Here is a 12,976-nt window from a genome sequence, read left to right on the forward strand (position 1 = left end):
AAAGGTTAAACTAATGCGTAATAAAAATACAATTAACATTTTGATTTAACAAATTATATGAACTTAAAAATCTAAGACTATGGATGAAGAAGTATTAGTTGTCTTTTTATTTTTTTACATTGGCGTATCGCTAATAATTGGTGCAATTGGAAATAAACGTAAAATTGGTTTTGGAGGAGCATTCTTTTTATCTCTTTTATTAAGCCCTATTATTGGCCTTATTATCGTTTTGTTTTCAAAAACAAAAGAGGAGATTGATAGAGAAATTAGAATCCTAAAAACACAAAGAGAACAAAAAGAACATCTGGAGAGATTGGTAAATCAAAAATCTGTTTCAGATATAACCAATGAGCTGACTAATTTGAAAAAGCTTCTCGATGATGGTGTTTTAGATAAGGATGAATTTGATAAAATGAAAAGACAGATTATAGACCCAAACCCAATATCAGAATATGACGAATGGTGGAATAGAGATTAATCTTGTTTACTAAAATTAAATAATCGCTTGATAATCAGCACACATATTTAGATTCCGGTTCTGAAGGTCGTGGGTTAGAATCCCGCCGGGGTCACAAACAAGCAATTTAAGCGTCTGATTTTCAGGCGCTTTTTTGTTTTCATACTACAAAATTGCTACAACAAATTAAGCCTTATTTATCATAGCTGATTACCAGGCTCGTACATTCTACTTCTTTTTTTAGAGTATCTTTCTTTACTGAAAAGATCACCTTTATATATTTTCAATCAGTACATGACAAAAAATATTATTATAAAAATACTTTCAGTAAGAGGTTGTTTAAATTTTTCACAAAGAAACTATTATAGTTTTACATATGTTTTTTTCGCAATAAATTTTTACCCCCAAATTATACATTTATCGTTTCCCCAATGTAAATAAAAATTCCAATCCGCCGCCGGTTCTGTTTTTTACTGTAATTGTGCCTTTGTGAAATAATACAGCGTTTTTCACGATTGAGAGTCCAAGCCCTGAACCACCGGTATCGCGGGTACGCCCTTCATTGACACGATAAAAACGTTCGAAAAGGCGGTTCAAATGCTGTTCGTTGGAAATGCCTGCACCTGTGTCGGAATAGGAAAAGTAGTAGAAATTGTTGTCTTCGTTGTATTTATTGACGATAACGCTAATGTTTGTTCCGGCATAACGAATGGCGTTATCCGTCAAGTTCCGGAAAATGGAATAAAGCAGATTGCGATTTCCGGGAACAACAATATTTTCTATATTTTTCCAAGTAAAATGGATGTTTTTCTCTGTCAAAAGTTCGTTTAAATCCTCTTTCAGACTGTCAAGCAAAAGTTCAATGCCGATTTCTTCCTGCACAAAAAAGGACGGTGCTTCTTCCATTTTCGTAATCAAGCTCATATCCTGAATAAGTTCTGTCAGCACAATGGTTTGCTCGTGGGCTTTGGTTAGGAAATTGAGCATTTTTTCTTTATCCAACGATTGTTCCAATGCAATTTCGAGATAGCCGCGAATGCTTGTAACGGGTGTGCGCAACTCGTGGGCAATGTTGGAAGTCATTTCCTGTTTCAACAGACGGGTTTTTTCTTGTCTGGTAATGTCGTTGATAATGATTTCGAAACTTCGGTCTTCGAAAAGATTTACGCGGACGTTAAAAAATTTCCCCTGTTTGCCGATTTGCGTTTCGTAGTAACTTTCGTTTTCATTTACAGCCGAGAGAAAATTCATTGTGTTTTTGAAAGCAATATCGGTAAATATACTTTTCGGCTCGGAAGTCGAATCTTCGGTAATTGTGTTCAGATATTGTATAAACAACCCGTTATAGAACTCAACTTTTTTATCTTGAGAGAAAAAACACAATCCCTCGCCTGAGCTGTATACATGCTGTAAGAGTTTTTCGCGTTCGAGTATAACTTCCTGCCTTTTTTTTCGGATTTGTTCATAATTATCCCGAATTTTTCTTCCAATTTCGCCCAACTCGTCATCCGGAAATTCAACAGAAAGATTGTCCGGCTGATTTTCGCCGGAAAGGGCAAATTCTTTCAGTTTTTGAATTGACGTGCCGAAACGATTGGCGACAAAATGGATAATTACCAATGTTACAATGAATAAAAGGACGATATAAAACAGAAACAGATTGTCGGATTGCAAAAATTTTTGAACCTGAATATCGTAAGGCAACGCAACGCGAATGAAATAATTATCAGCTCGCTTGGCATAATACAAATACTTCCGGCTGTTGGTTGCCGAAGTTCTGATATCCGAACCTTTGCCTTTTGTTTTTGCAAGTGCGATTTCGGGCCGCGTTGTGTGGTTTTCGGGCAACGTGCCTTCTACGGCATTGTCGTAAACAACATTTCCGGCACGGTCAATTAAGGTGATCCGCAGGTTGTCGGGAAGCGTAGAAAACTGAAAGTTGAAAGTTGAAAATTCTTGTTCAGAGTCTTCATTTTCCATTTTCAACTTTCCACTTTCAATTAAATAACCATTCTCAACAACTTCAGCGTAAGCATCCAACCTTTCTTTCAATGCCTCGGTACGGAATTTTTTTTCGCGCGACCGCTCGAATATGATTATTCCGGCAGTAAACAGCGCGAATATCACAACAAAATAAAAAGTTAGTTTAATAGAAAACTTCTTGGGGAGTTGAGGGTTGAAAACTGAGAATTGAGAATGTTTTTTCTCGTTTTTTATTTTCCATTTTTCATTTTCCATTCTCAACTCTCCATTAATTTAAAACGGTATCCATATCCCGAACGGTTAGTAATAAGCGAGGCATAAGCACCTAATTTTTTCCGCAAACGGGTGATATGCACATCGACCGTTCGTTCGGTAATATAGGGTGTTTCCTGCCAAATATGGTCTATTATTTCATCGCGGGAAAATATCCTCTCTTGGTGTTTGACTAAAAATTCTAAAAGCTCAAATTCGGTTTTGGTCAGCAAGACGGTTTCTTTCCCTATGATTATGTCTTTGGTATCGAAATCGATAGAAAAATCTTTGTAGGAAAATTTATTCGTTGGTTTTACTTCTTCCACCGCTTGTCTTTTCAGCACGGCTTTTACGCGGGCTGAAACTTCTTTGAGCGAAAAAGGTTTTGAAATATAATCGTCGCCGCCGACCGAAAAGCCGGTGAGCATATCATTTTCGGTGTCTTTTGCCGTCAGGAAAATGATTGGAATCTGATTTCCACCATTGCGCAAGGTTTCCGCCATTTTGTAGCCCGACATTCCGCCCATCATTACATCCAATAGTATAAGCGAATATTCGGAAGAAAGCTTAGCTAAAGCTTCTTCGGCCGAATGAACGCAGAGGACTTCGTAGCCGTCGTTTACGAGCGTGTAAAATAAAATTTCGCAAATATTGGGTTCGTCATCAACAACGAGTATTTTTTGTTTCATAAAGTTGAACATTTAAAATTGAGGCTAATTTTGTTCATCCTATTTTCCGTTTGTACAAAATTAAACTTTTTCTTCTATTCTTCATTTTCAACTTTCAATTTTCCATTCTTTTTCCCATGTTTCAACACTTTGGCATCTACATAAAATACGATTTCTTCAACAATATTACTGCAATGGTCGCCGATACGTTCGAGTTTACGAATGAGCAACATTAATTTTAATCCGCAGTAAATTTTTTGAGTTGAAAGTTGAGAGTTGAAAGTTGAAAGTGATTTTTCGGCTTTCAACTTTTCATTTTCCATTGAAGAAATATAGTTTGTCAAAATATTGAGCGAATTGTGATAAAGCGTATCTACTTCGTTGTCTTTGGCAAGGATTTTTCCCGAAATCTTTGTATTTTCCGATTCGAGTGCGACAAAACTGTCGGAAAGCATTGAAATCAGTGTGTCGAACATCTTTTCCATTTGTAATTCTTCGATAATTTGCGGGCTGATTTTATTGCAATCATCGTCAATCACATGGCGGGCAATTCCTTCGGCAAAATCGCCAATACGTTCGAGCGTACTGCTTATTTTTATCAGCGACAGCACCAAGCGCAAATCGACGGCTACCGGACTGTAAAGCGCGATATAATTTTCGCAATCGCTGTCTATTTTGAGTTCAAAGGCATCAACACGCTTTTCGCGACTGGCAATTTCGCGCGCCAATTCAATATCGCTGTTCAAAAAAGCCTGCTTCGACTTTTCGAGCTGCGAAAGAACAAGTTTCCACATCTGGTTTACTTCTTCTTTTAATAGCTGTAATTCTTTTTCTGTATGTTTCATTTTAAGCCTCCCCAAGCCCCTCCAAAGGAGGGGATGTTCATTAGTTTGTTTCTGATTATACTTTCTTTATGACTATCTGCACGCTCTTTAGCCTCCCCTTTGGGGAGGTTTGGAGGGGCTTTAACCGAATCGTCCTGTTATATAATTTTGCGTTTGTTCTTTTGCCGGTTTCAAGAATATCTTCTTGGTATCGTCGTATTCAATTAGTTCGCCGAGCATGAAAAAACCGGTTTTATCGCTTACACGGGCGGCCTGCTGCATGTTGTGGGTTACAATAACAATTGTATAATCCTTTTTAAGCGAATGAATCAGTTCTTCTATTTTGGAAGTTGAAATCGGGTCGAGAGCCGAAGCGGGTTCATCCATCAAAAGAATGGACGGTGAAACAGCCAAAGCGCGGGCAATGCAAAGCCGTTGCTGCTGCCCGCCGGATAGTTCAAAAGCCGATTTTTTTAATTTATCCTTCACTTCGTCCCAAAGGGCGGCGGCCTGCAGCGATTCCTCTACCCGCTGAGCGACAAAAGATTCGAATTGAGAATTGAAAATTGAGAATTGAGAATGCTTTTTCTTGTCTTGTATTCTCCACTCTCCACTCTCCATTTTCAATTTATTCACTCTGAGTCCATACGCCACGTTTTCGAAAATGGATTTTGGAAAAGGATTGGGTTTTTGAAAAACCATGCCGACTTTTTTGCGTAAATCGTCTACATCAACCGATTTATTATAAATGTTTCCATTGTCAATAAGGCATTCGCCGGTAAGGCGGGTATTGTCTATCAAATCGTTCATACGGTTAAACAATCGCAGAAAGGTCGATTTTCCACATCCCGAAGGGCCGATAAACGCCGTTACAGTATTGGCTTCTATTTCCATGTTTATATTTTTCAAGGCATGAAAATCGCCGTAATAAAAATTTACTTGTTTAGCTGAAAGTTGCACCGATTTACTGCTATCTTCTTTCATTATGTATTTAATTATTCTGTTAATAGTTCGTTATAGGCATTTGCAGCCGAAAAAATCTTTCTTACGAGAGACAATCTACATTAGCAATTCAAAAATTTTCATCGAAAAGAGGAAGCTCATCCCAACGATAAATTTCGTCATCATCGTCGAAAAAATCTATTCGAAAATCATTCATCGTTTTATTAATTTGTTTTTACTTTTTTACTGAAATACTTTCTTAAACCTGTTGCCAATAAGTTCATTAACAAAACAATTGCTATCAGCACCAAGGCCGTACCATAAGCAATCGGGCGCGAGGCTTCAATATCGGTTCCGCTGGTGGCAATTACATACAAATGGTAAGGAAGCGCCATTACCTGGTCGAAAATACTCGTGGGCAGTTTGGGTAAAAAATAAGCGGCAACAGTAAAGAGAATCGGCGCCGTTTCGCCCGAAACCCGCCCGATAGAAAGTATCAATCCTGTAATAACATTAGGAAATGCCATCGGCAAAACGACGCGCCAAATGGTTTGCAGTTTACTTGCGCCCAACGCTAAACTTCCCGTGCGATAAGAATTGGGAATGGCTTTCAAAGCTTCTTCGGTGGTACGGATTATTAACGGTAAAACTAACAATCCAAGCGTGCAAGAACCTGCCAGGATGGAATCGCCAAACCCCAGCGTATTTACAAACAGAGCCATACCAAACAGCCCGAACACAATGGACGGAATGCTTCCAAGATTATTGGTCATAATGCGGATAAAGCGTACTAACCAGCCGTTTCCGGCATATTCGTTCATATAAATAGCCGACATAACGCCGATTGGGAAAGCGAAAATTACACTTCCCGCAACCAGACATAAAGTTCCGACAATGGCGGGAAGTATTCCGCCCGCGGTCATTCCGCCGCTTGGCGCGGCTGTCAGAAATTCCCAACTGATAACGCCGATACCATTGTAAATAATAAATCCGAGTATCCAGAAAAGAATGCCAACAACAAGCAATCCTAAGAGCCGGAAAACAACGAATGCGATTTTTTGTTTCAGCCCCTCCAAACCTCCCCGAAGGGGAGGCTTTTCATTAGTTTTGTCTTTATTCATATATTTTGAAATTGTAGTTACATCTTTTAAGTTCCCCTTCGGGGGACTTAGGGGACTTTCTTCTTTGAAATAAATTCCGCTGTTGCACTGATAATCATTGTAATAACAAATAATATACAGCCAAGTAGGAATAACGATTGATAATGCGCACCGCCTGCCGGCGATTCGCCCAATTCAGCTGCAATGGTTGCGGGAATTGTCCGCACGGATTGAAAAAGAGAGTTGGGCATTACCGCGGCATTGCCTGTAACCATTAATACGGCCATTGTTTCGCCAATTGCCCGCCCGATTCCCAACACGACTGCCGCCATAATTCCTGACGAAGCATACGGTACAATCACTTTATAAATTGTTTGCCAATGCGTTGCCCCAAGAGCCAGACTTGCCTCGCGCATAGCACGCGGTGTACCCCGCATAGCGTCTTCGGCAATGGTTATAATGGTAGGCAGCGCCATAATTGCCAAAATGAGACTTCCGGCAAAAGCCGTTTCACCGACAGGCAGATTCAGCGTTTTCTGAATAAGCGGAACTAACACCACCAATCCGAAGAAACCATAAACGACCGAAGGTATTCCTGCCAGCAATTCGATAACCGGTTTTAAAAAATTTCGAGTGCGTGTTCCCGCCAATTCCGATAAATAAATGGCGACACCCAAACCCAACGGAAGCGCAATCAATATAGCAAAGAAACTAACCCACATCGTCCCCATAATCAAGGGTAAAACTCCAAACTGAGGCGAAGGCGAAGCCGTAGGAAGCCATTCCTTACCGCCGAAAAAATCGGCAAGGCGGATATTTTTCACAGGCAGTATTTTAACCGCTTTGTTTTCGCGCGGCAGATATTGTTCGGGAAGAAAGGCGATAATATTCGAATACTGCGCAATCACTTCGCCTAACTTTTGCGGTAATAATTCGTAATCTTCGCCAAATTCTTCGTCGGAATATATGGAAAAAACATCATCGAAACGAAAGGGGTAAATTAATTGAGAATGGAGAGTTGAGAATTGAGAATTATCTTCCATTTTCAACTCTCCATTCTCAATTCTCCATTCGCTTATCTCTCCATCAAAAATTTGTTTGATTTGCTGCGGTGTCAGTTCTTCAATCGGATTGGACGCATTGACACAAAGCGCATAGCCTTTTTCGACCGAAGGACTGTTGAATAAGCCTAATCCTTCTTTAAAAAGAAAAATGACAATAAGTAAAATCGCAAGGCTGGTGATACTTCCACTCGCGGTTAGTAAAAACTTTACGAAAGCCCCTCCCAACCTCCCCAAAGGGGAGGAGAAAGAATGCTTACGCTGATTGTTTTTTATTTGTTTTATCATAAATTAATCAAATGATAATCAGTAATTTTAATTACTTCGGTAAGTCCCCCCTTCGGGGGTAACGCTACGCGCTTGGCAAAGCCTGGATTTAGGGGGCTGTTACCGTAATAAATCCAATTTCCGATACAATTTTTTGTCCTTTAGTTGACAGTATAAAATCAATGAAAGGTTTTACTTTGCTTTCTTTTGCCGCATCGTAATAGTAGTACAATGGACGGACAATGGGATAAGTTTCGTTTTTGGCGTTGGCAACCGTGGGTGCAACAAATGTTTTACTTTCATCGTACGACACATGAACGGCTTTTACTTCTTTGCTCAGATAAGCCAACCCTACATAACCAATGGCTCCTTTGGTTTGGGCAATCGACTGGATAATAGCGCCGGTAGCAGGCATACTCATAATTCCCGACATGTAATTTTTCTTTTTCAATACGCTTTCTTTGAAAAATTCATACGTTCCGGACGAGGTTTCGCGGGCATAAGGAATGATTGCCAAATCGGCGCCGCCTACTTCTTTCCAGTTCGTTATTTTTCCGGTAAAAACACCTTCAAGTTGCTCGCGGGTAAGGTTGGTTACTTTGTTGGAAGGGTGTACCACGACAGCCAACGCATCGTAAGCGGCAATGACTTCTTTTACGGTTTTACCTTTTTCTTTCAATTTATTTTTTTCGTCGAATTTAATTTTGCGCGAAAGTTGTGCCAATTCGGTTGTACCTTCAAGCAAGGCTGCGATACCAACACCGCTTCCACCTCCTGTAACGGTAACGGTTTGCGACGGATTGATTTTCATAAATTCTTCGGCCGCTTTTTGCGATAACGGCAGCATGGTGTCCGAACCTTTAATGCGTTGTGCTTGCACGCCAAACAAAGCGGCGATTAAAACGGCTGTTGTCAAAATTGTTTTTTTCATTTTTCTTTTATGTTTAAAAATTAGCTTAATTTACGCATTAACGCTTATTTAATTTCACTAAATTCTACATTGCAAATGTAAATCAGAAAAATTACGAACGGTAAACGATACTGTTACGATTTTGTTAAGAATATAAAACCTTGAAGCAGTAGAAAAAAACCTAGGTGTTTAGTATTTTAGTATAGATTTGTATCCTGTGTAATAAAAAAAGCAACTCTCGGTTGAAGAATAGAGAGATGCTTTTGGTAAATTCAATTTGTATGTTATCAAAAATTGTAAGCTGTCCAATTGAAGTTATTGGCAGGACATCCGGTATTACCGGCTTCAATTTTTACATTTAAAAATACGTCATCGCCAAATTTGTATTCGGCCGGATTGCTTGTCAGTTGATTGGTAATGCTGATGGTAGAAGCTGTATTTCCGTTGCCTTTTTTATCTGTCATATCAATGACAGCGCCCGCGCTTTTGACACTGCCTGTACCTTTTACCAACGCGTTAACGATATTAGCTTTCGCACCGCGACGGATTTTAAGCACATTGTTCATTTGTTGTTTCGGATCGCTGCTTGCCGCCAGTCTTAAATCAATTGTCATATTTTTGATGGTAAAGTCCGATTGTCCGGTGTGAGCGGGAAAGTTTCCATCGAAGTTTCCGTCGGCTTCTACACCGCTTGCATCCGACTCAGTGCTTGAATAACCGGCTTCCCAAATTCCATAGCAGTTTTCGAGCGTTCCGTTCCAACCCTGCGTTACGTCGAACATATCGTCGTCTGAGTTTACTACCAAAAGGTTTTTCACATTTACGCTGCCTCCGAAAAATTCAACTCCATCGTCCGAGCCGTTAGGAATGTAAATATTTTCTATTTTGGTTCCGTTACCAACACCGTTGAGCGTAAATCCGTTGTGTTCCACATCGGCGCTTGAACGCGCTCCGGTATATTCAAGTATAAGGTAAGTTATCGAACCCGAATTATCGGCCGCGTTAGTTCCGCCGTAAGTATAAGCCGAATTTATTTCGGTGGAACCGATAGCACCTCCGGCAAGCGGCGCACGTCCGTTAATAATCAGTCCGCCCCAGTCGCCCGCTTCCGGTTTTGCTTCGTTAGAAGTAATTTTAACCGGTTTTTCAGCCGTTCCGTTCACATTAATTTTACCGCCTTGCAATACGAGAATGTAACTACTAAACCCTTTTTTTGCTTTGATGCTTGTTCCTGCCGGAATATTCAATACGCCTCCTTCTTCTACAATGAGTGGACCATCCAGTAGATATGCTATCGAAGCATCAAGCGTTTTTATATTCGTTACGGAACCCGACAAGTTGTTTTCAACCGTAGGTTCCGGTTCCGGCTCATTGCCATTGTCGCACGATGCGAAAACTACAGGCAGTCCTAAAATAATTACCGCAAAAAATCTCAAAAAAAACTTTCCTTTTTTCATTTTGATAAAAATTAAATTGTTTGTAAATAAAAACTGTAATACTTGTTTTTTGTTAAAAATCATAACTAATACCTATATTAATATTTTGTCCTTTCTTATATTCGTTCAATGTTATTTTTTCGCCCGACGAGCTTTCGCGTGTCAGTTGGTAAGACGGATTTAACAGATTAGAGGCTTTGAGCTTTAGTGTGAAATGCGTGTCGAATTTATACGAAACCGCGCAATTGAGCGTAAAAAGACCTTCTTCGATAATATCGTTAAATCCGCCCGCGCCAACCGTATAGATACGGTTGCTGAAATAGTTTAACACGAGTGTTGCCAGCAAACTTTTTTCGTTTTTCGTATAACTGTAAGCTATATCTGCGTTGGCAAGGAAAGGAGAAGCGCCTTCCAGACCGCTGTTTCTTACTTCCGTATTCCGAATGTCAAGTTTGAGGTTTGTGTAAATATACGACGCGTTCAGTCCTGCCGAAAGCCTGTTTGTTTGCTCAAGCTGTCCATTGAAACGATTGAAAATGTTTTTGCGGATTTCCATTTCCACACCACTCACCGTGGCTTTTTTGCTGATGTTATTGTAGGTAAGCAGGCCGGCTGAGTTTCCTTCATCTACTCGTCCGATTGGATTTTGGATGTGTTTGTAGAAACCGGTAAGCGAAAACAGCTCGCTTGAACTTATATAATAATCCCATTTCAAATCCGCGTTGTAATTATCGGAAGGTTTCAGATTCGGGTTTCCTTGACTTGCAAACGAGATATTCACATATTGATAAGGTGATATTTCTTTCGATTGAGGCAGCGTGTAGGTTTTACTTGCTCCCAAACGAATGGTGTGTTTGTCGTTCACATCATATTTCAGGTTAAGGCTCGGCAGGGAATAAATTTTATCTATCTCATTTTTTCCGGGAGCTACGTGCTGCACCCGATAATCTATCGCCATATCCACCTTATCTATTCTGAAACCGATATTGCCGGTAAGATGTTTTTCTACCAGTTGATAAGAAACTTCAGCAAATGCAGAATGAATAAATTTCGCTACATGGTATGTGTTGGGATCGCCGGTGGTCATGCGGAATTTATTATCCATCAGATTTTTCTGGTTATACAAATCGTCTAACTTCAAGTTTTCAATATCAAAAAATCCGCTTACCGCGCTGAAATTATATTCGACAGCTTCAAATCCGCAGTCGGAAAAACGACCGATATAGCCTATTTTCAAATGATTGTTTTCAGAACGGTTGTCCAATTGGTATGTAAGAGCGGTTTTTATGTTGATATCATCGTCTGTCAGCGCCGAAAAAAAGCGTTTCTGACGGTTGCTTCCAGTTAAAATATAGGCGTTTTTATCTTGCAGCGAGAAATAGTTTTCGCGTCTGTCCGGTTCCAGCAAGCCCGTTATAAGGTTGTAAGAAAATCCTATGTCTAACTTCAACTTTTTCGACAATTCCCAACCCGACAACAGTTGGTTCGACAGCAACATATTATCGTTGGTTTGCTGTCTGCGCAGAAAACCGGTATAATCGGGGCTGTCCTGAAAACGCTCGGAATTGTAACCTGAGTATTCGCCCACATACTGATGGTTGGCGTGAACGAGCATGAAATTATATTGCAGATTGTGCTTACGGTTTATATCGTAGGTTGCGTTGGCTAATATAAGCTGGCTGATATTCAATGAGTATTTATCGCCTTTTTGATCCTGCCAAACAGTTCCTGCCGTATTGGAATTGCGGAGGGTTTCTTCAACAAAAGAATAATCGACACTATGCGAAGCCACGGCAAAAAATGAGAGGGGATTGTTGTTTTCTCCTACTTTAAACGATTTTCCTCCGGAAATCCCAAAACTATGATTCAAGGGGAGAGCCGCAACCGATGGGTCGAGACTGTTGGGAAAGCGGTATTGATTATTTTCAGGCTGCTGCGTGTCGGCAAATCCGAAATAACCGGAACCATCCTGACGAAGAAAATCAGAACCATTAACCAATGTATTAACACCTCCCGAAACATTAACTCCCAAAGCGTAATCGCCTGCCAATTCCTTTGATGAGATATTGATAACAGCGCCGCCTGCATCAGAATAATCGCTCGCGCTGAATACTTTGCTTACGCCGATGTTTTTTATAACATCCGTTCCAAAAAATTCCAATGAAATGTTTTTGTATTCAGGGTCTTCGGACGGAATGGGAAATCCATTTAACAAAGTGGCGTTATAACGATCGCCAAGCCCGCGCACAAAAACATTTTTTACTCCTTCCTGACGCGAAACGCCCGAAACTTGCGCCACCGCGGCTTGGGCATCGCCGATTCCTTTACGGGAAAGTTCGCGCGCGCCCACGGCTTGCGTCGATAGAAGTACTCGTTTTTGTTCGAGCAACAAAGTATTTTCGCTTTCGCGGTTCGCTTTTCCAACAACTACCGCTTCGTTAAGCTGAAAGGTACTCGCATCGAGCAGTATTTCCAATCCGGTTTCTTTATTATGCTGTACAACAATATTGTTTTTTTCTTGAGCTTCATATCCGATATAAGAAATATGCAGCGAATATGTTCCCGCGTTCAGATTGGAAATGGCAAATTTCCCATCCAAATCCGTAGTAACGCCGTTTGCAGTACCTGATATGGTTACATTTGCTCCGATTAAAGCCTCCTTTGTTTGCGAATCGACAACCGTTCCTTTAATGCTTCCGTTTTGAGCGGATAGCAGGGGCGATACGGAAAGGAATATAAAAAATAAAAAAACTTTGTATTGGCCGCTTGTTCTTTTCATCAACATATTTTACGTATTTCGTTTAATTTTTCAGTGCAAAGGTATTTTGCCATTGTTACTTATATGCTGAGAAAAATTTACTTTTTTGTTAAGTTTTATTCGTTGGAAATTCTTAACAGAAATGTTTCTTAATCGTTAAAGGTTGTAAGAGTTTGTTTGCATAAAAACAACAAAAAACACAAGGCGGTTTAAAACTACCTTGTTGTCTCGTCCTGAAATAGCGTTACATAAAAAAAGTAATGTTATGAAAGAAATTAAGAATGAGTACGTAAGACGCACGCAAAGGGATTACAGTGT

Annotated in this window: 10 protein-coding genes; 1 reads left to right on the forward strand and 9 read right to left on the reverse strand. The window is 40.1% G+C overall.

The annotated features are described in order from the left end of the window. Positions 1-79: 79 nt before the first annotated feature. Positions 80-478: an SHOCT domain-containing protein gene (locus tag D0T49_RS04430; RefSeq protein WP_163629380.1), complete on the forward strand. Its 399-nt coding sequence runs from the start codon at positions 80-82 to the stop codon at positions 476-478. A gap of 396 nt (positions 479-874) precedes the next feature. Here the strand turns inward: D0T49_RS04430 and D0T49_RS04435 are convergent, their stop codons facing one another. The 9 genes from D0T49_RS04435 to D0T49_RS04475 all read right to left on the reverse strand — a co-directional run bounded on the left by D0T49_RS04435 (position 875) and on the right by D0T49_RS04475 (position 12,679). Next, complete coding sequence (locus D0T49_RS04435) at positions 875-2,695, reverse strand: cell wall metabolism sensor histidine kinase WalK (RefSeq protein WP_163629381.1); 1,821 nt, start codon at positions 2,693-2,695, stop codon at positions 875-877. Between the two features lie 2 nt (positions 2,696-2,697). Beyond that, entirely contained in the window at positions 2,698-3,381 is a 684-nt protein-coding gene (locus D0T49_RS04440; protein ID WP_163629382.1) for a response regulator transcription factor, read from the reverse strand. Between the two features lie 74 nt (positions 3,382-3,455). Further along, the gene (phoU, locus tag D0T49_RS04445) at positions 3,456-4,205 is read right to left on the reverse strand and encodes a phosphate signaling complex protein PhoU (protein ID WP_163629383.1); all 750 of its coding nucleotides are present in this window, start codon (positions 4,203-4,205) and stop codon (positions 3,456-3,458) included. Between the two features lie 120 nt (positions 4,206-4,325). After that, positions 4,326-5,168 (reverse strand): phosphate ABC transporter ATP-binding protein, encoded by an 843-nt coding sequence (locus tag D0T49_RS04450; protein WP_163629384.1) that lies wholly within the window; start codon positions 5,166-5,168, stop codon positions 4,326-4,328. Positions 5,169-5,350: 182 nt separating this feature from the next. Then, positions 5,351-6,247, reverse strand: a complete 897-nt coding sequence (pstA, locus tag D0T49_RS04455) for a phosphate ABC transporter permease PstA (protein ID WP_163629385.1) — start codon at positions 6,245-6,247, stop codon at positions 5,351-5,353. A gap of 47 nt (positions 6,248-6,294) precedes the next feature. Next, positions 6,295-7,575: a phosphate ABC transporter permease subunit PstC gene (pstC, locus tag D0T49_RS04460; protein WP_163629386.1), complete on the reverse strand. Its 1,281-nt coding sequence runs from the start codon at positions 7,573-7,575 to the stop codon at positions 6,295-6,297. A gap of 88 nt (positions 7,576-7,663) precedes the next feature. Beyond that, positions 7,664-8,485, reverse strand: coding sequence for a PstS family phosphate ABC transporter substrate-binding protein (locus tag D0T49_RS04465; RefSeq protein WP_163629387.1), 822 nt, complete (start codon positions 8,483-8,485; stop codon positions 7,664-7,666). Positions 8,486-8,751: 266 nt separating this feature from the next. After that, positions 8,752-9,921: a hypothetical protein gene (locus tag D0T49_RS04470; RefSeq protein WP_163629388.1), complete on the reverse strand. Its 1,170-nt coding sequence runs from the start codon at positions 9,919-9,921 to the stop codon at positions 8,752-8,754. Between the two features lie 52 nt (positions 9,922-9,973). After that, positions 9,974-12,679 (reverse strand): TonB-dependent receptor, encoded by a 2,706-nt coding sequence (locus D0T49_RS04475; protein WP_163629389.1) that lies wholly within the window; start codon positions 12,677-12,679, stop codon positions 9,974-9,976. Between the last annotated feature and the right edge of the window lie 297 nt (positions 12,680-12,976).

Source organism: Paludibacter sp. 221 (genome assembly GCF_010501035.1).
Taxonomy (GTDB): domain Bacteria; phylum Bacteroidota; class Bacteroidia; order Bacteroidales; family Paludibacteraceae; genus QVMH01.